Here is a 26,059-nt window from a genome sequence, read left to right on the forward strand (position 1 = left end):
TTTCAGCGCCAGAACCGGGCGGAACCCAAAGAACGCAAATCATCCAGCAACTCGCCGACTTTGGTTGCCGAATCCTCCAGCTTCATATCCCGCAACAAGGTACGGCAGTCTGCGAAGGCAGCCTGAACCCGAGGTGTGTCTTCACCGCGCAGTTTGGGCAGGACTTTGGCGTAGATGGCTTGATCCAGTGCCGCATCAAAATCAATCACACCGCCGCGTCCGGCCTGCTCGATGTAACCAATGACATCGTGGATTGTGCGCCAGCCGAAATGCAGGCGTGCCGGGCGCAAGGCCTTGACCAGCCCCTTGAGCGTGTCACGGACTTTGGTAATTTTCGCCTCAGGCAAAGCACTGGTTTTCCAGCCGGGGAACGCTTCAACGTCGATCTCCCAGAACTCAATCACTGCCGCCCGGTCGAGCACCTTGTCGCTCAGGCCGTGTGTCGTTTCATCCATATTCACGGTACCAATGATCACCAGGTTACTCGGGTACGTGATGGTCGCCGGCACGCCGCTGATGTCATTATCCTGAGCATGGAGCTCAATGTGGCCACCTGTCTCCATGGCCGAAAGCAGCGGTGCCAGATATTGCTCCGGGTGCGACAGGTTCATTTCGTCCAGCACAACAGTATATGGACGTTCGGAGTCGGCACTGGCCCTAAGCAGGAAATCGACGAATGCCGTGCGTACGTAGCTCTCGCTATTCAATGGATTGACGTAACCCAGCAGGCAAGAGGGATCATGCCAGCCAGGCTGGACAGGGACTGTAAGCAGTCCCTCTGATGGCTGGCTTTGCCCCTCGTGCAACGCCAGCGCATAACCTCGAGCGAGTACCGTTTTACCGGCGCCACTGAGCCCGGTAAGGACAGCAAAATGGCGGCGCGGATGACTCCAGAGTCCTGCATCAAGACGAGCCACCAGGCTGATCGGAAAGGCGATATCTTCGGGAAAACTACGCAGGATGGTTTCCAGCGAAGGGCGCTCGAACGGCACACCTTCGCCACTGGATGGCACCGCGCTGGTTGAAACAGCCCCAGGGTCTGAAGTAAGTGATTGGGGCTCCCAGTGGATTTGCGCTGCCCAGGCCTCACCGAGCTCGGTCAGGTGCTGCAGTTTGTCTGCACGGGTTTCGACCAATTGCAGGGCACGCAGCCAAAAGGTCAGACTGGTCAATGCCCGATCGCTGGTCCATCCGGTGTTTACCTTTCTCAACGCTTCATTCAACGCACTGACGGACATTGGACCGCTGTGCAATGCATAGAGCATGTGATCAAACCCAAGAACGCGGGTCAGCAGCCAGTCCGAGACTTCATCAGGCTCGCCAGTCTCCAGCAGTCCCTCACCTCGCGGCGTCAGATGGATCTCGTCGCCTTGAGCGCGCAGAACACCCCATTCGGCAATGAGTGAATTGAGTTGTGTTCGGATACTCGAAGTCGCGTGACTTGGGTTGATCGAGCGCATGTGCTCCACCAAATCTTCTCGCTTGCATCCCTCTTTGGCGAACTCAATAATCGCCCTGATGGTCGCGATACCACCACCGATGGCGAGCATGCCGCGACGTCGGCGCTCAGCTGGTAAAGGATTCAAGCGCTCCTGACCTGTAGCGGGGTCTGCGATTTCCGTGGCCTCGGCTTCCTGCTCTCTTACGAATTTCATGTAGAGCAGCCAAGGCAGAGTCATGCGCTCCAGCGTCGGTATTGATAGTCCTTTTTCTCGTTCACCCAAAACATCGTCCAGGCGCTCAAGCACACTCCGATGCAGAGAAAGCTCACGCTCCGTGCCTCCCACACCTATCAACGAAGCCAAAGTACGCAACTTCGGGTAGTGAGCGAGTGTGGTCAGTTCAGTTGGGCACAACGCTGCAAAAAGACGATACTTTTTAAGCCTCGGATTGCGTCGCACAAGGGGAGGAGCAACTAGTTGGTTCAACTCGCGCCAGCCTTCCTTGAGCACCTGATCATGAAGGTGAACATCACCAGCTTTGAGCGATGCCCGAATACTCCAAAGGCATTTGGCGACTCCAGGATCGGCGATCACCTCTGACACATTGACTGTGCCCATACCCGTTTTTGTAATGACCTCACTTTCCCACAGCAGCTCTTGAAACGCTGTACTACAAAACTCCTCCTGATCAGCGTCTTGTACTTTACGAAGGAACTCCGACAGCTTTTTCAGCCAGCTCTGATACCAAGGCAGCTCACGATTGTGAGCCAATACCGCCTCACAGGCTGCCTTCAGATTTGCGTTATCCTTCAGATCTACCGCCACCAGTCATGCCCCTTATTGTCTTGTTGGGCGACCGCGCCCAATACCGTATCTGCTAAATATTTGCATGCGGAGTTACACCACCTCCTAGGAGAATCCAGCCTGTAACACTGGCTTCTGGCCCATCACCTTTCAGGCAAACGATTAACACGAGCCACTAGCCGCAGAATACGTGCTCGCGATGCCAGGCCAAGTAGCTCAAATGACGGTCATGAAGGCTACGCAATCGGCATTGCGGGTTAATACCAAGCGCCAGGTGCAGTTCAGTGGTCAGGGCTTGCGCAATTACAATATCGCCCTTTTCGGTAAAGCTGATTAGTCCCAGGTCAAAGGCTTGATCCAGGTTCGGTGTCAGAAGCAATCCGTTAAAGGGATCGAGGCGCTCCAGATGCGTGGCGTCACGCCATGGTTTGATGTGTGAAGCGCGCAGCATGGAAGCGAGCGCAAAACCACTAACAGCACAACCTTGCCAATGTTCGAGCAGCGCCTGGCGATAGACGCCTTGTCCTACTCGCGCTCGGATGATGGCCTCACGTTCAGTCGTACCGATCTGCTGCCCAGTAGGTGATTGCTCGAAGAGCTCAATCAGGCTGACTTCGTCTTCCACCTGCTTCTCGATGCTCACCAACTCACCGCCAAGCACGCCAAACAAACTGAGCAAGTCGTCTACATTAGCCACATTGACTGCGATTCCGGTTTTGCTGGTCGAGCCCGGCGCAAACGGAAACGCTTCCAGGCTGGTACTTTTGTAAGTCTCATTGGGTACTCCCCGCGTCAGCGCCTTGATTTGCGCCCAATGCGCCGATTTCCGGTATGCCGGATGCAGCACCAATGGCTGGCGCCCAACGCTTCGGCCGGTGGCGTAATGCTTGACGAATAGCGGATGCTCAAGCCCCGGGTGCACATAACCCCGCGCATAGGCTCTTTCGTACTTCCTGCTGTAACCGTTGCCTTCCAGAAGCCTGCAAATCTCCAGCGAATCGAGCATGTACTCCTCCTAATGTCTACACCGTATCGGAGCCAAATCACGGGGCCTTGCACCAAGGCCCTCGTGCCTCACACCTAGGGCAGCAAAGCCTGCAGAATCTCCACCTTGCGCTGCAACTGCTCCACATGAGCCTTCTCCGCCCGAAGCGCCGATTTCAACTCGCGATTCTCTTCGGTGTGCCAGCTCAGCCGCTGCTGGCGCTCCTTCGTGGTCGCATGCCAATGCTCGAGCAATCTCCAGGCTTTGTTAGTCTGCAGATACTGCACCAAAAGCATCAGCAGGATCATCAACAGCATCAGCATCGCTACCGACGCCGTCCAATCCCAACCATCCATAAACATGTCCCTCATGTCGTCAACTCCAAACTTGCCAGAGTCACGATATGTAGTGTTAAACGACACGTCTAGAATGTAGACTTATACAGGTAAAGTATTCACTCACATGGAGGCGACATGAAACGCAAGCAAACCATCGCGCAGGTCCGTTGGGACCTTGCCCTTCGCTACCGACTGATCGAAACTGTCGCGTGGTGGGAAGGCCGGCTGACCACGGTGCACTTGACGCAGAGCTTCGGCATCAGCCGTCAGCAAGCATCCAAGGACATCAACACCTACATCACCGAGCATGCGCCTAAAAACCTTACATATGATCGACAGATCAAGGGTTACGTGCCGAGCAAACAATTCAAGCCACTGTTCATCGATGACAGCGCCAGCGCCTACCTACACCTGCTTTACCAGAACAATGCTCGAGCGCCACACGTTGAGGGGCTGGCGTTAGCCTACGCCCACACCAAAGTACTGGAGGTGCCTGATCGCTCAATCAAGGCTGAGATACTGCGACCACTGCTCAAGGCTTGCCGGGAGCATCTACGTCTGGACATCGACTACGTCTCACTAAACAGTCCCGAGCCTGAAGGGCGAACTATTGCGCCGCATACGCTGGTTTACACAGGTATGCGCTGGCATGTGCGTGCTTACTGCGAAAAAAACCGCGAGTACCGAGACTTTGTACTGAGTCGACTGCGTGGGGTTCCTGAACTGATGGACGGCGAGACCGAGAATGGCTTCTCGGACGACGACCAGTGGAATAGCGAAGTCAACGTCATCATCAAACCCGATGAGCGTCTGACGGTGATGCAAAAAGCGATAATCCAGGAGGATTTCGGGATGGTCGATGGGCGACTGCAGATTCCCTGTCGCCAGGCGTTGGTCAAGTATGTGTTGCAGCGCTATCAGATTGATCCAAAGAACATGGACCCGAAACCAGAGGCGCAACAGATCGTGGTGGAGAACCTGAAGGAGTTGAAACCCTGGCTGTATGACTGATACCGGTCCCTTTCGACTGCCCTGTTCGCGACAACCTTGCCGCTGGCACTCGACTCCAAAAAATACCGAGCCCTGACGCAGTGCGACATGATCTGTCGCACGAGTGAATCAAGCTCTGTATCAGACCCCACGAGAGAACGCGATATTGAATAATCTGGAAGCCCTGAAGCTGGTGGAAACTACGTTCACCGAGATACTGAACGCCGACAAACTGTCCGACCTGCAAAAGATACTGACGTCCGATCCCCTGTTGGAAAAATGGCAGATGGACCGCAACAAGTACCCAGAATTGCAGTTGAAGTTGACGGACCACGACATCAGTTCCCTCATGACTAAGGTTGGCAACGATCTTCGCTTGCATGCGGACCTCAGCGCCAAACTGGAAACTCCTCTGGAAAAGCTGCTCTACGCCCTGGTCTGGAAAAATGGCGACCTGCAAAAGGTGGCGCACATCATCAAAGGTGCAGCCGATGTCAGACCAACATCGCTAACTAACGGCCCAGGCCAGGTATTCAGACAGTTCGGTCGGCACCTGGCTGATCGCGCGGAATCCATTGTCGATCAGCACGTGCTTCGAGCCTTCGAACTCTATGAGCAGATCAACGACCCAAACTTTTCCAAGGTCAAGACCATTCGCAAGAAGATCAACTGGGACAAGGATGTCGCCTGCATCGAACGCTACAAACGCTGGCTCTGCGTGCACTTCAAAGAGCGTCAGGATGCCGAACCTGGATTCGTGGTGAACATCGACATGGTGCTCTTCGCGCTCGGTCGAGCGGTAAAGATCACCAGCAAACGCGGCAACGGTGAAGCAGCGTAATCCCATCGCCATCAAGGACAGCGCCATGAAAACCTACAAAGCCTTCATGCAACGTATGGTTGCTACCGCCGGCCCCCAAGCCAACTTCACAATTACTGTTCAGGCGGTGACCTCTGCCATGGCAAAGGTCACCGCTGAAGCTCAGTACCCAGGCTACAAATGCCTGAACGCACCTACTCAGGTGCGTTGAAGTTTCCCCAGTTCGTCTTGCAGTTGCAGCGCCAGGCCGCTGGTGCGCTGCACATTGCGACTCACCGCCCCTTCAAACACACCCGGACTGCTTTCGACCAGGCTGAACCACTGTTTGGCACGGGTGATGGCGGTGTATAACAGTTCCTTGGTCAACACCGGGTTCAACGCGTCGGGCAATACCAGAGCCGTATGGTTGAACTCCGAACCCTGGGACTTGTGCACCGTCATGGCGAATACCGTCTCGACCTCCACCAACCGACTCGGCATCACGAAACGTACGCCGCCGCTGCCATCGTTTCGTGGGAAGGCCACACGTAGAACCCCTTCTGCGGAGGGACCTCGTACCCAGAGGGCAATGCCGATGTCACCATTCATCAAGCTCAGGCTGTAATCATTGCGGGTGACCAGTACAGGTCGCCCTTCGTACCAACCCTGGTCCCCCGACAACAACTCACAGCGGCGCAGTTCGGCGGCCACTCGTTGATTCAGTCCCTCGACACCCCAAGGCCCGCGACGCAGCGCACAGAGCAGACGGAACTCATCAAACGCGCTCAATACTTTGCCAGCCCAACCGGCCCAGAGGGCACTATCCCAGGGAGTGTCTTTCGCAGGACGCTGGTCTCGTAGCTGCTCAAGGTAATGGCGATAACCAGGAGCATCGCCTTTGCCATTGATAATCAACTCGGTGAGTGCGGCATCATGCTCTCCTCGCAACTTGAGGTTGAACAGCTGAGGCAATTGCTGATCAAGCAGGCTTCGTGCTTCGGCGGCGTTTTTCTCATTGACCAGCTTGGCCAGACGCCCAATGCCCTGCTGGGCGTCGAAGCGTCGGGAGTAGCGCAGCATGACGGTTTGCTGGGCCAGCGGATCGCCAGCACCGACTGCCATTTGCAACCCCGGAGCGCTGACCGACTCGCCACTGTGGGCTTCCAGCCAGGCAACTGTTTGCTCGCTATAGCCGCCGGCTTCAGCGTTGCGACAAAGGTCGCCCAACACGGAGCCTGCATCCACCGATGCCAGCTGATCCTTGTCACCCAACAGAATCAAGCGCGCCTGCCGAGGCAAGGCATCGAGCAAGCAAGCCATCATTTCCAGGTCAATCATCGATGCTTCATCGACCACCAACACATCCAGTTCCAGCGGTTTATCGCGGTGGTGAATGAAGTTGCGCGAATCCGGTCGACTGCCCAACAGACGGTGCAATGTGGAAACATCCGTCGGGATCGCCTCCTGCACCGCGGCGCTGACAGGCAACTCACGGACGGCTTTGCCGATGGATTCTGACAAGCGCGCAGCGGCCTTGCCGGTGGGTGCGGCGAGACGAATTCGCAGAGGTTTTCCGTCCTCTACGGCGGGGGTTTGCAGCAGCCCCAGCAGACGCACCACCGAGGTGGTCTTGCCTGTGCCCGGACCGCCAGTGATCACACTGAAATTGCCTCGCGCCGCCAGTGCGCAAGCAATTTTTTGCCAGTCGCTGTGGCGTTCATCGTTGACTTTGAAGGTGTCAGGGAACAAGGCATCGAGCCGACTGGAAAGTTTTTCCGGTGTTACCGCGTCCACGCTCAAACGGGCGCTCAGCGCCTGGGCAATGCTGCGCTCATAGTTCCAGTAACGACGCAGGTACAGACGCTGTCCGGTCAACACCAGCGGCCGCTCCGGGAATCGCTGCGGCTCGTCCCGATCCTCCACCATCGTGCTCAAGCACAACGCCCGGCGCCATTGCGCGACATCCAGGCCCAGCAACCATTGCGACGGTAATTGGCCGCCCTCCTCCCCTTCAGGAGGTAACGACAACACAAAGTCAGGCGCTTGCAGGGTAGCGACCAGATCCAGGCAGGAATGCCCGCGACCCAGTTGATGACTGGTCATCGCGGCGGCCAGCAACACACTGGCCTGGGCCTGGGGATCCTGTTCAAGTATGAAGGTGGCGAATGAGCGATCCAGTGCGCGCAACCAGCCTCGGTTCACCCAATTGTCGAGTTGATGCAGCAGCTCGCTGCTGTCGGCATCGCCAACGAACAACGGCGGGTGACCAACGTTGCGTTGGCTGTTGCTCAGTTGCTTAAGGGTCTGGCTCATGCGCTGGCCTCCGCGTGTTGGCCCATGAAGAGTTGGTCCAGTTGTTCAATCAACTGCCGTGGCGGTCGTTCGAAATACACACCATGGGTGGGCGCCTGGTGTCCACGGACGAACAGGTACACCGCCCCGCCCATGTGCTGTTCGTAGTCATACCCAGCAAGGCGCAGCTTGAGCTGGCGATGCAAGGCCAGCAGGTACAGACACAGCTGCAGGTCGTAACGCTTGTCCAGCATGGTCTCGGCCATCGCCTCGGCGTCGTAGGCTTGGTCGTTGCTGCCCAGCCAGTTGGATTTGTAGTCCGCCACGTAGTAGCGACCCTGATGTTCAAACGTCAGGTCGATGAAGCCTTTGAACATGCCGTTCAACTCGTTGGAGGCCAGCACGGGACGCGGCGCACCGCCCAACGTGTATTGCCGCACCAGCGCATCAAGGCGCTGAACGTTTACGGATCGGCTGGAAAACCAGAACTCCATTTCTACCTGATAGGTGCTCAGGGTCGAGAGTTTGCACTGGGTGCCGTTGAATCGCAGTGGCACATTCAGATAGCTGCCCAGCCAAGCGGACAGAGGTTCGATCCAGGTCTCCCAATCACGCAGGTTGCAGCGTCGGGCAACGGTGTTGTGCAGGGTTTCAGCTTCGCCAGCAGTCTTGGCGAAGCCTTCGCGGCCGGCCCATTCGAACAACCCGTGCAAAAAGGTGCCCGGGCCCGCCCCCCGCGGAAAACCGTGAATCCCAACCCCTGCTGGCAAGGTTTCAGCTTCGTCTTCCTCCTGCAAATTTGCTTCCAGCGCAGTCGCAGGCTCAAGACTGACACCCGGTTCTGCCCCCATCAGGACATTGCCGTCAGCAATGGCCAAGGCGGAGTAACTGGCAATCCACCAGTTCGCCGCGAGCTTGTGCAAAGGGCGCAATGCCGGCCCCACCGACGGTGGCGCTGGCGCCGCATGCACATCGTAGGACGGCACCGGCGCTGCGCACACCGCGATGTCCGTGCAGCCGCTGGCCAAGGCCTCGACCACGCCGGGCAGTTGCGCCGCGGCGATCGGCTTCTCGCCTGCCAGCATGTAGCCCAAACCGGCCTTGTGCAGATCCGTCGATGTACCTCCTGCCCTGGAGCCCTGAGGCGCCACACAGATCCAGGTGGCATAACGGGCTCGCGTCAGGGCAACGTAGAGCAGGCGCATCTCTTCGCCCATACGCTCATCGTTGGCAAGCGCCTGAGCCGGTTTGGCCAGATCGCCCTTGATCAGCTCGATCACCAGCCCCTTGTCGTCGTGGAACATGGGCGGTGTAGTGCTTCGGCCATCGATCGCCCTGGCGCTACAGGCAAACGGCAGCAGCACCAATGGGTATTCCAGGCCCTTGGACTTGTGCACGGTGATGACCTTGATCAGGTCCGAATCGCTTTCCAGGCGCAGAATTTCCTCTTCGCTCTGGCCATCGACCTGCTCGGCCAGGTGGCGGATCAACGCATGCTCGCCATCGAGTTCGGCGGCGCTGCGTTGCAACCATTCGGCCAGATGCAACAGGTTGGTCAAGCGCCGCTCACCCTGATCGTCAAGAAGCAAACGGGCCGGCACCTTGAACGTGGCAAGCAGCTTGCGCAGCATCGGCAGCACGCCTTGTTGTTGCCACAACACCCGAAAATCGCGGAACAGCAGCACCTGTTGCTCCCAGAACAACTCATCCTGGTTCAATTGTTCCAGGATTTGCCATGACAGCCCGACGCTGCGGGTCGCCATTGCCGCACGCACCAGCCGATCGCTGGTGGGTTGAGCGCAAGCCCGCAGGATATACAGCAGGTCTTTGGCCTCTTCGCTTTCGAAGACCGAGTCCCTGTCCGAGAGATAGACGCTGGCCAGCTGTCGATGCGCCAAGGCTTTGCGGATGGCTTCGGCCTCCTTGCGATTGCGCACCAGAATGGCGATATCGGCGGGCCGCAAGGCGACGAATTCACCATTGTCTTTCAGCAAACCGGAACACTCGGTTGCAGCGGGATCAAGCCAGGCCTGAATCGCCGATGCCGAGGCGTCAGCGGCTTTACGCAAGTAGGTGGCGTTATTGACCACACCCTCGGTTTCCAGCTGCCAGAACGTCAAGGCAGGTTGATCCGTACCCTTGATCTGCAACACATCGTCGCGCCCATTGGCCTGGACGGTGTTGAACGGCACCGGGTTGCCCTGGTCTTCTGTGGCAAACCGGAAGGCGCCGCGAGGCTGGGCTTCAGCGAACCGGAAGCAGTGGTTGGCCGCGTCGACCATCGCCTTGGTGGAACGATAGTTGGTCCCCAGTGTGTAATGACGGCCAGCTGTGGCCTCGCGTGCCTGGAGGTACGTGTAGATGTCCGCGCCACGGAAGGAATAAATCGCCTGTTTCGGGTCGCCGATCATGAACAGGCCGCACTCACTCAGGTTGTCGGGAATGCGGTAAATGGTTTCAAAGATCCGGTATTGAACCGGGTCGGTGTCCTGGAATTCATCGATCAGGGCAACCGGATACTGCTTGCGAATGGTCTCGGCCAGACGCGGGCCCGACGGGCCTTGCAAGGCCTGGTCAAGACGATTGAGTAGGTCGTCGAAACCGATTTCGGCACCGCGGCGCTTTTCTTCATCGAAGCGCTCGCGCACTTCATGCAAGGCGTGCAGCAGCAGTTGGGCGCGGATATCCACTTTGGCGTCGCGCTGTTCGACCCACAGGTCGATCGCCTCGAACGCCTGATGCTTGGGCACCACGGCCTTGCCCTTGAGTTTTATGCCGGCCTGGCCGAAGGCGTGCACGTTATGCGGCGCAGGTTGCCCTCTGGACCAATGTGCCAACTTGTTCAGGAGACCGTTGAAGACGTCATCCTGATCGATTTTTCTGTAGGTATTGCCATTCATGTGAGGACGAATGCTGCGCAACACCTCCTCGAGCTCTTTCTGATGTTCAAGCCAAAGCTTGCGAGCGTTACGCTCCAGGTCACCGACCGTTGCGTACCATTCGCCAGGCTCCTTGAGTAACGCCTGCAACGAGCCAGGTGCTTTAAGGGGCTGGTTTTTGTATTGATAGGTCGCGTCCCGGCGCGTCAGCAACGAACCGAGTGCATCCCCCAGGTCCTGTGGGCTTTTGAAACAATCACCGATGGCTCGGGCTTGCTCCACCGGTAATTCATAGAAGTGCCGACGCCAATAATCCCTGACAACCTCGGCCAGCAATTCGCTCTGATCGGTTTCCAGTGTCTGGGTGAACAGGCTGCCACTGTCGAAGGCATGCTCACGCAACATCCGATAGCACCAACCATGGATGGTCGAGACCGCTGCTTCATCCATCCACTCACCCGCCAGTTGCAGCCGGCACGCGCAATCGGGCCATTCCTGCGGCGGATATTCGGCACGCAGTTGCTGCAGCAGCTTGTCGTGTTCGCGCTCAGGTTCCAGAAAGCACCGCGCCGCTTCGGTCAAACGCGCACGAATACGGTCGCGCAGTTCCTGGGTCGCGGCATCAGTAAAGGTTACGACCAGAATCTGCGGTGGTGTCAGCAGGTCCTTGAAGGCGGCTTCACCTCCATGACCAAGCACAAGACGCACGTACAACAAGGCGATGGTGAAGGTTTTGCCAGTACCGGCACTCGCCTCGATCAATCGGCTGCCATGCAAGGGAAAGTCGAGGGGGTTGAGATTTAGCGGTTTCATTGGTCGCTCCCTGCGCGGCTCGAAGAAAGATGATTGAACAGTCCTCCATACAGGCGCGTGGCCCATGAGGCGAAATGACCGGAGGCGCACAGTTGGTCGAAGTCCGCGTACGCACGGCGCAAGGCGAAAGAGCTGTCCGCCTCTCCAGTGCGCATGTAGCCCCCCTCGAACGTCTCGCGGGCTTTCTCGGAAGTCGCGTCGCTGTCTTTCCCGCCTTCCCCCGCTTCCTCGAGCCAGGCGAATGCGCTTTTGCAGGCGACCGGCAGCGGCTCACGCATGCCCGCCACCCAGGCGTCGAGCAGCGACTGCAACTGTTCCTGCGCCTGTTGCGCCGGCATTGGCCGGAACACTACGTCCCCGTTCAAGCTGACCAGAATCGTGGTGCAGCCAGGTTCACTCAGTTGCAATGCCAGATGGCGCACCCAGGGGCGAACCAGGTTGTGCCAGCGCCAACTGTCGTCGTTGCATAGCTTCTTGCTGTCCAGCTGCAAGTAGGCTCGCTCACCTTGGGCATTGCGGCGAATGCCACCCAGCCAGTCACTCAATCCAGGGGGCGGTTCGTGCGCGGCGATCGTTGCGGCGGTCTGGCCCTCCTCGATTTCCGGCCACGCCTGCAACTGCGCGTGATAACGCTCCAGCATGTCCGGCAGTGGCTCGGCCAATGCCGATGCGCTCAACGTGCCGAAGCCGCCCAGAGGCAACTTGCCTTCACGCTGTAAACGCTGCACATGCAGATCAAGCTCGGCCACCGCGTCCTCAGGTCGGTAGTCCTCTTCTACCCAACGCTTGAGCGCCTGGCTGAGTCGGTCCTGGTGTTGCCAGTTCTCAAGGCCGTCGAGCTGAAAGGTTTCGTCGTCACGGCTGGTCAATTCGTCATTGTCGAAATTGACCTTGAGCCGCTGCTGGAAGAATGCCCCCACGGGGTCGCGTACAAACCCAGCCAGTTGGCGCAGGGTCAATGGCGTGTCTTGCGCGAGCTTTGGCAATACGTCGACCGAGAGTTCCTCCGCCCGCGACTCATGCACCTCACGCCACTCATGGGAATAGGTAAACAGTCCATCAGGCCCGGGCTGGTCGGCAAAGTAGGCCGCGCTGAAAGGCTGTAGCGGATGTTCCTGGGTCAAGGCATGCAGCAGCGACCCAGGCGGCGCCGATCGCCAGCCACTGGCCAGGTGATCACGCAGCTGACCGATCAGCACCGAGGGTACACGCTCGCTATTGTCGCGGATGTTGCGGCCAACCCAGCTGATGTAAAGCTGCTCTCGGGCCGACAACAGCGCCTCTAGCAACAGGTAGCGGTCATCTTCACGGCGGGAGCGGTCACCGGGGCGGTAATCGTTGCGCATCAGGTCAAAGTCGACAGGAGACTGTTGACGCGGGTAGTCACCATCGTTCATGCCCAGCAGGCACACCACTTTGAACGGGATCGCACGCATCGGCATCAACGTGCAGAAGTTCACTGCACCGGCGAGAAACCGCTGCGACAAGCCGCCCTCTTCTATGCCGGAAAGCCAGGTCTCATGCATCACGCTCAATGGCAAGGGCTCGGCGAACTGCGCGGACTCGCAAGTGCGGAGCCAGTCATCGAGCAGCTTGAGCAATTGGTTGACCAGCAACTCTTCGGCATCCCCCACCGGGCGGAAGAACACCTTCAACAGCGATTGCAGGCGCTCGACCCAGAGTACTGGCGTGACCGGCTGCTGCAGGTCCTCACGGGCAATTTCCAGGTGATCGAGCAAGGTCAACAGAGGTCCCGCCAGTGTGGCTTCCAGGCCAGAGACCTCGTCATAGGGCTCGACTCCATTCAGTTCAGGCCCTTGACCGGCCGCGTAGCCCAACAGCATGCGGCGCATACCAAAGCGCCAAGTGTTTTGCTCCAGGCCCGCAGGCATATCCAGGCTTTCGCGCTGCTGCGCATCGAGGCCCCAGCGCACACCGGCACCGTCGATCCAGCGCTGCAGGATCGGCACATCCGCTTCCTTGATGCCGAAGCGCGCCCGCAGCGCCGGCACATCCAGCAGGTCGAGAATATCGCTGACGGCGAAGCGGCTATGGGGCAGTTTAAGCAAGTGTTCGAGGGCGATCAGCAATGGCTGGCGGCCACGCTGCCCCTGGTCGGCCAGGGTAAAGGGCAGATAACGAGGGTCATGACGCGGCACCTGACCGAACACGGCCTCGATATGCGGTGCATACGCATTGATGTCCGGCACCATCACAATCACATCACGCGGGCTTAGCTCAGGATTGGCACTGAAGCGAGCGAGCAACTGATCGTGCAACACTTCCACTTCACGCTGCGCACTGTGGACCACGTGAAAGCGTACCGAACGATCCTGTGCAACATCGACAGGGCCCCACACTTCGCGAGTTTCAGCCAAAGGACGCAATTCAAGAATGTCGCTTTGCAATTGACCTAGGAGGCTTGAAGGTGGCTCGTCATTGAACAGGTCGATACGCCCCCCGTTTAGGCCCTCGAACAGGTGTCGATAACTCGTCGGCTCGTCATAGTGGTCGAGCAAATTGATGTAGTCGCGACCTTGCTTACCCCACGCGGCGAGCAAAGGCTGGCCATGTTGGCTCGTCGCCATAGAGGCACTTCTGTTTGGCTGACGGCGATAGGCATGGCCCAACAAGTCTTTGTCAGCGACGATATCGCCCCAGTGATGGCGACAAGGGTTGTGCACACACAGCAACACTTGGCTGTAGCGCGAGAGTATGGCCAAGGCTTCCAAAACCTGTGCCGGCATAGATGAAATGCCAAACACCACCACACGCCGAGGTAAACCATTAGGGGGCTGCCCTGCTTCACGCAGGCGTGCGACAAAACGCTTGTGAACACCGGCACGGCTCTGCTCAAGAGCGCCCTCGCCTACATCCGCCAATATTTCGCGCCACAGCTCCGCCTGCCACAGGTTGTCGGGATCCAGCGCTCTCACACCACCTTTGATGTGCGTTAGCTGATCACGCCCGGCCGCCCAATCCTGCAGCCAATCGGCTCGATAGACCTGATACTGATCAAACAGGTCCGCCAGCCGCTCGGAGAGTTGGTAGAGTTTGCGCTGATCGTCATCCCCCTGAAGGAAACGCTGCAAGCTGCTGAAATGGGTTTTGTTGAGCAATTGAGGCAGCAAGCGCATCAGACGCCAACTCAGTGCAGTCTTGTCCAGCGGCGAAGACTCGGGGGTTGTCTCGGCCCCCAAGACAGACCGGTAAGCCTGCCACAGGAAACGCGCAGGAAGTTGCACATCCAACGCTGCTGCAATACCGCAGCCACCGTTATCCGGATCTTCAGCCAGCGCCAGCTTCAACCATTGAGCAATGCCGTTGCTGTGCACCAGCACGACTTCGTTTTCCAGAGGGGCCAACGGGTAGCGCTGCATCCAGCTCACCGCTAGCTCACGCAAATCGTCCAAGCGATTGCCGTGAATAATCATGAAGCCGGGCTTCAACGAGTCCGCATCCTGCATACGCCACCCTCAGATCTGAATACGCAGCTCTGTGGTACAGAGCAGCAAAAGGCCATCACTTTAAAACGATATTGTTACACGCCACCAGCCTGAAGAAGGTCAACACAACCATCTACATGGGCCGAGCATAGGTTGCCCAAGGAGGAGAGCAAATGCTGGGGGTTTGCACAGGTCAACTACTCACGCACATCCCCAACCGTTTCTGCTGAGACGACAGTTAGAAATAAATGAAAAGGCGTAAAAATCTGTGCTGTTTGTTGACAGTCCACGGGGTTCATCACCACTCACTTGAGCCTGCCCCCATAAAAACCTACCTAACCTTCATGCAACGTGTAGTTACTACCGCCGGCCCTCAAGCCAACTTCACCATTACCGTACAAGCAGTGAGCTCGACCATGGCTGGCCAAGGTCACTATCGAAGCGCAGTATGCCGGTTACAATTGCTTCAACGCCCCCACTCAGGTTCGCTGACGCTTCTCCAGCTCAGCCTGCAATTGCGGCGCCAGCCCGCCGATACGCTGCACATTGTGACTCACGGCACCTTCCCTCGGCCTGGCCTCGACCAGGCTGAACCAGCCCTTGGCTCGTGTGATTACGGTGTATAAAAGCTACTTGGTCAGCACGGGATTCAGCACATCAGGCAATTCCAACGCGGTATGGCTGAATTCCGAGCCTTGAGACTTGTGCACCCTCATCGCAACTTGCAGACAGGTTGTCGCGTGATACCAAATTCTTCATCGGTATGGGCGATTCGACTTAGAAAAAACCAAATCACTTGCTCCAAGACAGTTTTTTCGAGACGAGACGCTCCCTAATTCGATCTGAATTCAGTTCAACAAAATTTCAAACCTTTATCACCTCGATGAACACCCTACCGTATTGACTGCGGCAGGGAATTTGGCGTGCCTGCTTTTGGCTGAGCACGCTCATCATTGGAGGATTTGCGTATGTATGCCCCCTGCCCTAGCTGCAACTCTGGACGTGTCGTCACGAAAAATATCGGTAAACAAGCGGGTGGATTAATTGGGGTCGCCGGCGGTGCCGCCAGTGGAGCCGCCGGCGCATTATAGGCGGCGGAAGCCGGTGCGGTAATCGGTGTGGTCGGTGGGCCGGTCGGGATCACTATTGGCAGTATTGCCGGAGCGATTTTAGGTGGCCTGGTCGGAGGGGTCGCCGGTGGGATGTAGTGGTCAACTGATCCCGGACACGACGTTAAGCTTTTTCTCGGCCTGTGCTGGCGGCACCCCATCGTTAAATTGATGAGGCCGAATCCAGTTGTACCGATGCATCAGGAAATGGCTGATCTAACCTTAAGGACAGTCCCGGGTCCGCACGCGCTAAAAAAGCAAAACCCCGACGGTTCGTAAACGCCGGGGCTTCTATTCTCCTCCGCCCCCTTTAAGACGGAAAAGCGTGGAGCCAATCTTAACAGCGTGAACCCTGTCGACCAAGCGCCGCATAGTCTCGAGCCAAGCCGTTTACACGCTGACCACGATCCTCAAGGGCGCCCTCAGCATGAGAGGCACCCAAATATTGGATTATGTGGTTGTGGGCAGTGAAGGCTGCGTATCGTTGGCTGAAGGGGTTACCTTTTATTCCTAGATTCACTCCGTCCGATAGACCGCCCCTGGCGGTCGTCGATACAGGCACTCACTTATTTTTTGTCATCAATGACAACCGAGCCAGCGACGTATCATCCAGGGTTTCGTGAGCGAAGATTGCAGCGGGTGGCATCCTACTGGACATAGACCACCAGTCACGAGAAAGCACACCTCCACGCCCCCCCTGTGGCTTTTCATTACCGCTCTAAAAACTCAGAAGATATCTACAACTAACTCCTTACGCACTACCTGTTGTGTGCGAAATCATTCATCAAAGCATCCCTCACTCATCACTTCACCAAGTCCATCAAAGCCCCATACCCGTCGACCACCTGGTACTTCACCTGATCCGAAGTGATCTTGGCGAAGAACTTTCGAGCGCAGGCGATTTTGGATTTTTCGATATCGCGCAGCTCAAGTGAAGACATCGAGCCCTTGGTCTCGGCGACGAAGTAAACGTGTTTCACTTTGCCTTCCTGAAAGGCTATCGCCCAGTCGGGGTTGTAGTTGCCGACAGGGGTTGGGATGAAGAAGCTCTTCGGCAGCTTGGCGTACACCGCAACTTCGGTGCTGGCATCCAGCTCCTGAACGAATTTCCGTTCGATGTTGGAGTCGGTGAACACATAATCGTAGACGTGATGCTTGGCTTCAAACGCCTTACTGAAGTCGTCACGCAGCTTCTCGGTGCTGAAGATATCGGAGCTATGAGTTTCGTCCACCGGATCGTAAGCAATGTGCTCAACGATGGCTGTCGCCTTTTGCTCGTTGATCAACGTACCAGCCCTGGCAATGAAGTCTTCAGGGTTGGTTTTGTACTGACTGAACACGGCTACATTCAAGCGTTTGAGGATGCTGGCAATGGTGCTGCGCGTCAGCTGCGTAGATTCCGCTAGGTTGCCGATCAGGTCATATTTCACCACCGAATGAACGGAGTGCGTGTACTTCTCTGTCGAACTCTCGGCGATTTTGAAGGCAGTGCCGGTCTTCATATCGTCGAAGCTGGCATTTTCCAGCTGGGCGCCACGCTCGATGATGTACTGCATCGGCTTGACCCGTAGCTCCTTATCCAACCAACCCACGCATTTACCTACCAGCTCATCAGTTTCAAAGTGAACGGTGTAGGCCGCCTTGCGGTTGATCTTGTTCCACAGCGCCTGAAACTCTTTCTTCTCGAAATTCGAGTTCAGCGGATTGAGCTTTGCTTTGCGGTCGTCACCAATATCCGGTATTTGCGCGGCGCTGAACACGCTATCGATCAGTTGGAAAACCTGCTCGGCATAAGGCTGCAGCTCGGCTGGCAGTTCAGCCACTTGCTCTTCACGCTTGGCGTCATGGTAGGTCTGGGTGATCTGATCGTTATCGTCGGTATAGTCGTTTTTCAACAGGTATTTGTAGATCTGCTTGGCCAGTTGCGGCGTGACTTCTATGTCTCCACCAGAGGTCTGCAATACCTTGCCGGTGAAGTATTTTTCATCAGCGATACGTGGACGAGCAGACAGGGAGTCGCTGATATCTTTCTGCAGCGCACTGACGAACTCCTTATAGCCTTCACTGGCTACCACGGTCAGCTCGTTGATCTCGTGCACCGTGGCCGGGTTGTCCATACGCTCGCCCAGCTGATTCACAGACAAACGCATGCCACGCCCGACTTCCTGCCGGCGTGAGACGGTGTTATCGCTGTGTTTCAGGGCGCAGATGACGAAGACATTGGGGTTGTCCCAACCCTCGCGTAATGCCGAGTGCGAGAAAATAAAACGCACCGGCTCAGCAAATGACAGCAGTCGCTCTTTGTCCTTGAGGATCAGGTCGTAGGCATCTACGTCATCGGTCTCGGTAGCCTTTTTGCCCACCGAGGGATCGACCAGGCGCTTACTCTTCTTATCGATAGAGAAGTAACCGTTGTGCGTCTGCCGGGCCTGGATACCTTTTAGATAGCGGTTATAAGTCGTGTCTTCCAGCGTCATCACTTCGGTCAGGTAGGCGTTATATTCCTCCTCGAAGATTTGCGCGTACTCCCCCGTCACCTCTCCGGTTTCATCGTACTGCCGGTACTTAGCAACTTCATCGATAAAGAACAGCGAGAGCACCTTGATGCCACGACTGAAAAGCATCATCTCCTTCTGGAAGTGTGCCTTGACTGCCTCGCGTATCTGGATACGTCGCATGGCAACCTCATCCACGTTGCCCACGGCATCGCCAGCGAACAGTTCTACCCCATTGATAAAACTCAAGGCATCGATACGCGCATCGATGTCGGCAACTACATATCCCTTGTACTGATCCAGCCCACCGGACAGGTCATACAGGTTGTCGTTACGACCGAGCTTACGCATCACCCGCTTGATGCCGCTGTTCTGCTTGACCTCAAACTCAACTCGCGCCATTGGCGGCTTGTTGGTGGAGACTTCGATGTCCTGCAGAAACAGGTAAGCGTTGGTGCCGGTCAGATTCTTGATCGTAATGCCGCGCACATTGATCTTCTTCACCAGCTTCTGGTTGTAGGCGTCCAAAGCATCGAGGCGGTGGATTTTGTTGTACTCGGTTTTGTGCGTAGCCGAGTAACGCACGATCATCAGCGGATTGAACTCACTGAAGGAAGCCAGCGTCTTGGCCCCTTCCATCTTCTGCGGCTCATCGAGAAATAGGATCGGCCGGTTGGCCTTGATCACATCGATGGGGCGGCGTGACTGGAAGTCGTCCAGCTCTTCGTAGATCCGTCGCTGGTCAGCACCACGGGCTGCAAACGCCTGGACGTTGATAACCATAACGCTGATGCCAGCATCCGAGGAAAAGCTCTCCAGGTTGTGCAGCTGCTTGGAGTTGTAGATGAAAAACCGCGCCTTCTTGCCGTAGCTTTCCAGGAAGTGCTCAGCGGTAATCTGCAGCGACTTGTACACACCCTCGCGGATAGCAATGCTCGGCACCACGACGATGAACTTGCTCCAGCCAAAGCGTTTGTTCAGCTCGAACATGCTCTTGATATAGCAGTAGGTCTTGCCGGTACCAGTCTCCATCTCGACATCGAGGTTGATCGGGCAACCGGTTTTGTTGTCTTTCAACAACGCAGAAGACAGCGGCAAATTTTGCCGACGCTGCACAGCCTGAACGTTCTCCAACAATTGAGCTGGACTAAGAGCCAGCTCAGCATTCTTGAAGCCAACTTCGGTTGGCTCGGCAGAGTTCTGCACGCTATAGAGGTCAATCTGCTGTGACGTAACGGGTTTTGCAGGATTTACACCTGGGTCAATGCGATAGCTCACACCCAAGGCTTTGGGCTGACCAGCAAAGCAATCGGCAAAGGCGTCTACCGCTTGGGTTTGGTATGGCTGCTGTTTAAATTTCAGTTTCATACGTCAGCACCCGAATAATCCGATAGCAATTTAGGAGCCTGTTTGGCGATTTTCTTTTCTTCCGACGTCACTCGTCGCTCCAGCATGCGAATATCCTCTTCAGCCGGCAGCACCTCAGGATTGATCCTGCGCTGACCGCCCTTGCCGATCTCGATCATTTTCGTGACGCCACGAAAATGATCAGACGATTCGTATCCTGTGCTTTCACATGAGGTCATAGCACGCTGGATCGCGGAGAGAAAGCTCTCCCAATTGGCATAACCCAAAGGTTCCAGCAGGTCGCGAGCGAACCAGAACTCCATACTCTCATCTGGTACACACTGCACCAGCGCATCCAGACGTTGCTGCAACTGTGTCAGTGGTTGATTGTCCATAGCGGCGGCTCCCTGTCGGTCAAAGGGTCTTGATTTCAGTAGCCGGCGACAGTAGCTTGAATACCTGCTCGACGTTAATCTTCACGCTGTCGCTAGCAAACCCGGAGTCACGGAACACCACGCGCAATGGCTGATGTCCGGCGAGCTGTTTAACAAAGTCCTCGTCAATGCCGGTGTCGAAGCAAGCAACCAGGGTGTTACCGTCGACGAAGAAAACGGTCTTGCCAAAAATGCTTTGCTGGCTGATCGGAAGGGCCAGATCGACGCCCCAGTCCAGCAGTACCTGGAACAGCAGATCTTCGGCGGTGCGGTCTTCGCGGATATTGTCTACTTGATCGGAAAGCAGGTCTTGGCTGACAGCATCCGGGTTGTAGTAAACCTCCTTCATATTGGAAGTATCGACTTTTAGAGTCCGGAACCCCGTATCGAGGTCTGGAACAGTCATAGCGTTTGCGGCTTTAATTTTGGTGCCTGCGCGCCGAATTCGCTCTTTTCCTATATCAGATATTTTGGAATATCCATTTTTATAAGCTTCACTATCTTCAGGGCACGCCTCTGGCAGCTGGATCATCACATATCTACGAGTACCTTGATCTTCAGCATTAAGAGCCATAACCGCATGCGCCGTTGTAGCTGATCCGGCAAAAAAATCAACAACAATACCATCCGACTGCATTCCAATTGAAATACAGCGCTTAATCAACTCAAGTGGCTTTGGAGTGTCAAAAACCTTGGCCCCGAATAGACCTTTTATATCTATCGACGCCTTCTTATTGCCCTCTATGTTTTGCCAGAGATTTGACGGCTGCTTCAGGCGTCCCTCCAAATAAAACTTTTGATATGGCTTCCATACCTGCACCCCGCTCTCGACAACCTGCTTCCACTCGATCAAGTTATTACTTTTAAGCTCCTCATAGCTTTTCGGGCCACAGCGCCACCTACTTTCATATCCGCCAGGTCCTATCGGAAAAACTTTTTCTCCATCAGGGGCTTCAACGCCGTAATACATTGTAGGCCTATCTTCACGTCGATCCTCGCCACCAGTTTTCCTCAGGGTTCGAGTGAGGTAGCGACCGAACTTATCTTGCTGATCATAAATTTTCTGGTCGTCGGCAGTAAAAGGCAAACCATATAAAGTTGCCTCCTCAGATTTAGAGTAAATCAGAATGAAATCAACTTCATTTACTAAAATCCCATGCCCCTGACCACTTGGCGTACCGGTAGCGCGAGAAACCTTACCGCGAAAATTACTTTCACCAAAAATTTCATCACAAACCTTTTGTAGGTTTGCCTGCTCATTATCATCAATTGAAATGAATATTAAACCATCATCCCTTAATAAGCTCCGAGCCAATCGCAATCTTGAATAAATCATACTCAGCCAATCCGAATGTATCCTGCCATTGCTTTCTGGATTAGCAATCATTCTATCGCCAATCTCACTCCTCTGATTAGACCGGTACAAATAAGTATCAACATCCTCTGCAAAGTCATCCTCGTAAATAAAATCCCCCCCAGTATTATAGGGCGGATCGATATATATAAGAGAAACTTTATTGAGGTAAACCTCCTGCAAAAGCTTTAACGCTTCAAGATTATCCCCTTCAATAAAGAGGTTTTGCGTAGTATCAAAATTAACACTGTCCTCTCTGCAAGGACGCAACGTCTTTGCAATCGGGGCATTGGCAGTCAGCAACGCCTCACGCTTCCCCGGCCAATTTAACTGATAACGCTCCTGCGGCCCTTCGACGATGGACGAAGACAACTCCTGACGCAGCAGATCAAAGTCGACCGTTTGTTTCAGCTTGCCCTTGGCATCGCGCGCCTCGGTAATACAATTGGGGAACAGCTCGGCCAATTTGGCTATATTGGCTTCGGTCAGGTTGGAAGAGTGCATTTTCAGCTTGTCCATGGGACTTCCTGTATATCTATAAGTGCTTGGCGCGAACTGAAATTTAGGCACTCAGCTCGGCGATTTCATTCTGGATTTCCCGCAGCTTGGCGTTGAGACCCACCTTGCGGTTGAACTGCTTTTCTTTATGCATGCGGGCATCCAGCTTGGCACGCTCACTGTGCAAGCTACGCAAGCGGTTTAGCCGCGCCAATTGCTCGGGCAGGCTCTCGCCCGATCTAGCCGAATTCGGTAATAGAGAGCGCAGCAGCTGCTCGTAAAGCCCCTGCAGATCTAACGCTACAGCCAGAGGCTGGCGAGGGCTGTCGATGGGCAACCAGTTGCCCGCAAAGTAGCCGTCAACCACCCACTTGCTGGTATCGGCTTCGCTGGGGCGCTTAAAGGCCGCCACCATGCGGGTATGTTGCTCATGGTGCAACTGAAAGATGATCGGAAGCGGGATGGCACGGTCAATTGCACGCAGTACGTCTTTATCCAGCTCGGAGACTTTCTGCACGATGTCGAATATCTGGATTTCCGCCACACCACCGCGTGCTGGCAGGTTAATGGTTTCGGGTGCCAGCTTGTAGGCCCAGGTTATCTGCTCGACTTGGCCGACAAACTTATCGCGCAACGCCGAACTCACCGGACCGTGCTCGTAGATTTTGTTCTTCGGCACCACGCGAGCAACCCTGGCCTGGGCCGGGAAGCTGAATAGTGCTGGAGGGATGTCAGCCTGGCTCATACCACGCCCTGAACAACAATGAAGCTGATTAACTCGAAATCATCCAACCCGGAGATAGTATCCACCAAGGCCGTGGTTTTACCGCCGCTGAACAGGCTATCGATGTCCCGCTCTTCCTTTACGTCGATCATCGAGCGAATGGCCTGGTCAAGCAGGTCAGAATAAACCCGCATATTTCGCCCGTCCTGCGTGGCCTGGTTGAACAACTGGTAGGCCTCCGGTATCGGCTGGCTGTAGCCCTTACAGGCGCTGCGAGCTAGATCCAATAAGCGCTTGGCTTCGGTTTGATCGCTGATTATCTGCCCTGCCAGGCTGATGTAGATCAAATAGAAGGGGTGCAGGCGATTCTGTTGATTAAGGCTGGAACCCTTGTTGCGATTACGCAGGGTGAAAATCACGCCAGGCAGTAGACCAATCTCTTTCCGCGCAGGCACAACGGCGTGCATGCCGTTGGGAACATGCTCAAGGCTGCCGTTGGTTTTGATGTAGTTGAGCAAATCCATACGGAAGTCATTGAGGCCAAGATCGGTGATGGAGACGCCTGTCTTGATGTCTTCCATCTCAATCACGTCATCTTGCAGGCGACGCAGCTGCTCCTTGCGGTAGGCCACGTCATTGGCCTGGGCATTGAGCACGTTATCATCGCCGGTGGCAGTGACGTCAGCGATCATCATGCGGTTTTCAACCCGTTCCTTCAGGTTGATGTACTCATCCAGGCTGATGTCTGGCCAGTAGTTGACCAGCTGAATGCTGGCATTCTGCGAACCGATCCGATCCACACGCCCAAAGCGCTGGATAATCCGCACCGGGTTCCAGTGAATGTCGTAATTTATCAGGTAGTCGCAGTCCTGCAGGTTCTGGCCTTCGGAGATGCAGTCAGTGCCGATCAAGATATCGATCTCTCGCGGCTCATCTGGATAGATGGCGGCCTTCTCTTTGGAGCGCGGCGAGAACAGCGTGAGCAACCCTTGAAAGTCATAGGTCTGTCGGCTGCCCTGCATGTTGCCCAAGGTGGATTTTGGGGCATCGCTCCCCGTAACCTTGCCCGAATGAACCTGATGAGTGCGCAATAAGTACTCGGCGAGGTTGTCGTAGAGGTAATTGGCGGTATCGGAGAAGGCGGTGAAGATCAGCACTTTGCGATTGCCGGAGTTAATCGGCGAGGCCAGCTTGCTGGTGATCTGGGTTTTAAGGTGCTGCAGCTTGGCGTCATCGGCAGGCGTGACCTTAGCCATCTCGGCGAGCAACTCATCAATGAACAACAAATCGCTTTGAAGGTCTTGCTCCCAGGAAGGCACATCCATGTCTTCCAGGCTGATCTGTATTTTCTTGCCGATGCTGATGTCCCCGGGCAATGGCAAGATATCATCATCAAAGTCAGCATCTTCAAAGGCTGCAGTAACGTCGGCGAAGTCACTGGCAAGGCCAGTTTTCTTGAAGGTGGCGATTTTGTCTAATGCCGCGCGGTGCGTCACCTGTAGGTTTTTCAGGGTCAGACGGAAGGATTCGACTGAGCTTTCCAGGCGTTTGAGCAGGTTAGTGGTCATTAAAGCTTGCAAGCTTCTCTCACGGTCGACCTGCTTGAGCTTGCCTCTGCCGCCCTCCACTTCGGTGTCGTACATCTCTTCGTATTTCTTCATCCGGCTGGGTAGGATGTAGCTGACCGGGGCATACACGGCGAGCTTGAGTAACGAGAGTTGATTGAAGATCTCGTTGAAGCCGATGACATCTTCACGTTGGGTAAGTGGGCAGTGAAAGGACAGCGGCTTGCGGCGCTCCGGAAAACTGCCAATGTCGGCGGTGTTGTAGAAGGTTTCGATATGCCGACGTGAGCGGGCAATGGTCACACTGTCGAGCAGTTCGAAGAAATCGAAATCCAGAGTACTAAGGATTGCCGCAGCGGTGCGTTTTTCCGGTGGTAGGTTCGACCAAGCATTGAAGGCCGCCTGAGCGCGGCGAAATATGCCGTCGATGTCTTTCTCAGTACGCAGCTTATCGTTGAGGTTATCGCTGTCGCCTTCGTAGGCCAAGGCCAGCTGGTTACGTAAATCGCTGAAACGATTGTTAACCGGGGTCGCCGAAAGCATCAGCACCTTGGTTTTCACGCCCTGATGGATCACCTGATTCATCAGCCGCTGGTAACGGGTCTCCTTGTCTTTGTAGACGTCGTTGTTACGGAAGTTATGTGATTCGTCGATCACCACCAGGTCATAGTTGCCCCAGTTGACCCGATCCAGCGGAATGCCGAGCGACTCTCCACGGGTGCGGGTCAGGTCGGTATGGCAAAGCACGTCGTAGTTGAAGCGATCCTTGGCGAAAATGTTGGTTTTAAGGTTGCGGTTGTAGTTCAGCCAGTTGTCGGCGAGCTTCTTAGGACAGAGCACCAGGACAGATTTGTTGCGCAGCTCGTAGTACTTGATCACCGCCAACGCAGTGAAGGTTTTCCCCAAACCCACACTGTCGGCCAGGATGCAGCCACTGTAGGTTTCAAGCTTGTTGATCAGACCGGTGGCCGCGTCGCGCTGGAAGTTGAACAGCTTCTGCCAGATCAGGCTGTCTTGGTAACCGGTGCGGTCGTTGGGCAGCACGTCTTCGTTTACGTCCTCTAGGAACTCGCGGAAGATGTTGTAGAGCATCAAGAAGTAGATGCGCTCCGGGGCATTCTCCCGATATACCGAAGCGATGTGCTCGCAGAGCCGCGCGGTCACATCTTCAAGCTTATCCGGGTCACTCCAGATTTGGTCAAACAAATTAAGAAACATGCCGGTATGGGCCGGCTCATCGAAACGGGTCACGATGTTCGAGAGCGCATTGCCCTTCTGGTAACCCAGATCGACAGCGGTAAAGCCCTGAACGGGCATAAAGACGGCGTCCCCTGCCGTAGAGTGCGTACCGATAAAGGGCTGCATCGGAGCCTGGCCACGGTTGGAGCGGAAGGTGGCCTTGCGGCGTATCCAGTCAGCGCACTCCCTAGCGATGGCCTTTTGCGTGAGCTGATTCTTCAGCTGGATCTCAAACTCACTGCCGGTCAGGCTGCGCTCGCGCTCAGCCTTAGGAATATGGAACTCACGCTGCTCTTTCTTGATCTTGTCGCTGGCCTCGTTAGGGACGAAGGTTGGCGAGGTGAAGATGAACTCTAGGGAGTCGATGCTCTCCAGCTCCTTCTTCAACGCCACATAGGCGTAGATCGAAAAGCATGAAGCAGCAATCTTCAGCTTCGAGCCCGGCTTGAGCATACCTTTGAGGTTTTCCCCAAGGAGGGTGTTGATGTTGTCGATCAGTTCCATAT

At 55.7% G+C, this 26,059-nt stretch carries 14 protein-coding genes and 2 pseudogenes; 4 read left to right on the forward strand and 12 right to left on the reverse strand.

Translation table 11 applies throughout. The features are described 5' to 3' along the window. Positions 1 to 2: 2 nt before the first annotated feature. The 3 genes from ATI14_RS02440 to ATI14_RS02450 form a co-directional block, all read right to left on the reverse strand. Positions 3 to 2,267 carry an McrB family protein gene (locus ATI14_RS02440; protein ID WP_080520248.1) on the reverse strand — a complete coding sequence of 755 codons (2,265 nt, stop codon included), beginning with the start codon at positions 2,265 to 2,267 and terminating at the stop codon, positions 3 to 5. A gap of 154 nt (positions 2,268 to 2,421) precedes the next feature. Continuing rightward, positions 2,422 to 3,252: an HNH endonuclease gene (locus tag ATI14_RS02445; protein ID WP_080520249.1), complete on the reverse strand. Its 831-nt coding sequence runs from the start codon at positions 3,250 to 3,252 to the stop codon at positions 2,422 to 2,424. Between the two features lie 74 nt (positions 3,253 to 3,326). Next, entirely contained in the window at positions 3,327 to 3,602 is a 276-nt protein-coding gene (locus ATI14_RS02450) for a hypothetical protein (protein WP_080520250.1), read from the reverse strand. A gap of 102 nt (positions 3,603 to 3,704) precedes the next feature. Between ATI14_RS02450 and ATI14_RS02455 the strand changes: the two genes are divergently transcribed. The 3 genes from ATI14_RS02455 to ATI14_RS31360 all read left to right on the forward strand — a co-directional run bounded on the left by ATI14_RS02455 (position 3,705) and on the right by ATI14_RS31360 (position 5,590). Then, positions 3,705 to 4,580, forward strand: coding sequence for a helix-turn-helix transcriptional regulator (locus ATI14_RS02455; protein ID WP_080520251.1), 876 nt, complete (start codon positions 3,705 to 3,707; stop codon positions 4,578 to 4,580). Positions 4,581 to 4,725: 145 nt separating this feature from the next. Further along, positions 4,726 to 5,400: a hypothetical protein gene (locus ATI14_RS02460; protein ID WP_080520252.1), complete on the forward strand. Its 675-nt coding sequence runs from the start codon at positions 4,726 to 4,728 to the stop codon at positions 5,398 to 5,400. Positions 5,401 to 5,425: 25 nt separating this feature from the next. Then, positions 5,426 to 5,590 (forward strand): hypothetical protein, encoded by a 165-nt coding sequence (locus tag ATI14_RS31360; RefSeq protein ID WP_165448250.1) that lies wholly within the window; start codon positions 5,426 to 5,428, stop codon positions 5,588 to 5,590. On the opposite strand, the gene recD is transcribed toward ATI14_RS31360, so the two are convergent. The 4 genes and pseudogenes from recD to ATI14_RS31575 form a co-directional block, all read right to left on the reverse strand. Next, positions 5,578 to 7,671 carry an exodeoxyribonuclease V subunit alpha gene (gene recD, locus ATI14_RS02465; protein ID WP_080520253.1) on the reverse strand — a complete coding sequence of 698 codons (2,094 nt, stop codon included), beginning with the start codon at positions 7,669 to 7,671 and terminating at the stop codon, positions 5,578 to 5,580. The genes ATI14_RS31360 and recD overlap by 13 nt on opposite strands. Beyond that, positions 7,668 to 11,342 carry an exodeoxyribonuclease V subunit beta gene (recB, locus tag ATI14_RS02470; protein ID WP_080520254.1) on the reverse strand — a complete coding sequence of 1,225 codons (3,675 nt, stop codon included), beginning with the start codon at positions 11,340 to 11,342 and terminating at the stop codon, positions 7,668 to 7,670. Before recB ends, recD begins: the two co-directional genes overlap by 4 nt. Beyond that, positions 11,339 to 14,809 (reverse strand): exodeoxyribonuclease V subunit gamma, encoded by a 3,471-nt coding sequence (recC, locus tag ATI14_RS02475; RefSeq protein ID WP_080520255.1) that lies wholly within the window; start codon positions 14,807 to 14,809, stop codon positions 11,339 to 11,341. The genes recB and recC overlap by 4 nt, the downstream gene beginning before the upstream one ends. A 458-nt stretch (positions 14,810 to 15,267) precedes the next feature. After that, positions 15,268 to 15,507 (reverse strand): annotated as a pseudogene (locus ATI14_RS31575) (ATP-binding domain-containing protein); the annotation flags it as partial. A gap of 249 nt (positions 15,508 to 15,756) precedes the next feature. Between ATI14_RS31575 and ATI14_RS31580 the strand changes: the two are divergent. Then, positions 15,757 to 15,993, forward strand: a pseudogene (locus ATI14_RS31580) (hypothetical protein); the annotation flags it as partial. A 707-nt stretch (positions 15,994 to 16,700) separates the two neighbouring features. On the opposite strand, the gene ATI14_RS02495 reads toward ATI14_RS31580, so the two are convergent. From ATI14_RS02495 to ATI14_RS02515, 5 genes are read right to left on the reverse strand one after another with little or no spacing between them, the layout of a single operon-like run. Beyond that, positions 16,701 to 19,760: a type III restriction-modification system endonuclease gene (locus ATI14_RS02495; protein WP_080520256.1), complete on the reverse strand. Its 3,060-nt coding sequence runs from the start codon at positions 19,758 to 19,760 to the stop codon at positions 16,701 to 16,703. Beyond that, a complete protein-coding gene (locus tag ATI14_RS02500; RefSeq protein ID WP_231124350.1) occupies positions 19,757 to 20,134 on the reverse strand; it encodes a hypothetical protein in 378 nt (125 codons plus the stop codon). The genes ATI14_RS02495 and ATI14_RS02500 overlap by 4 nt, the downstream gene beginning before the upstream one ends. A 19-nt stretch (positions 20,135 to 20,153) precedes the next feature. After that, positions 20,154 to 22,046: a site-specific DNA-methyltransferase gene (locus ATI14_RS02505; RefSeq protein ID WP_080520257.1), complete on the reverse strand. Its 1,893-nt coding sequence runs from the start codon at positions 22,044 to 22,046 to the stop codon at positions 20,154 to 20,156. A gap of 43 nt (positions 22,047 to 22,089) precedes the next feature. Then, positions 22,090 to 22,770, reverse strand: coding sequence for a DUF4391 domain-containing protein (locus tag ATI14_RS02510; RefSeq protein ID WP_080520258.1), 681 nt, complete (start codon positions 22,768 to 22,770; stop codon positions 22,090 to 22,092). Next, positions 22,767 to 26,057, reverse strand: coding sequence for a helicase-related protein (locus tag ATI14_RS02515; protein WP_080520259.1), 3,291 nt, complete (start codon positions 26,055 to 26,057; stop codon positions 22,767 to 22,769). The genes ATI14_RS02510 and ATI14_RS02515 overlap by 4 nt, the downstream gene beginning before the upstream one ends. Positions 26,058 to 26,059: the final 2 nt, after the last annotated feature.

It is taken from the genome of Pseudomonas tolaasii NCPPB 2192, from assembly GCF_002813445.1.
Taxonomy (GTDB): Bacteria; Pseudomonadota; Gammaproteobacteria; order Pseudomonadales; family Pseudomonadaceae; genus Aquipseudomonas; species Aquipseudomonas tolaasii.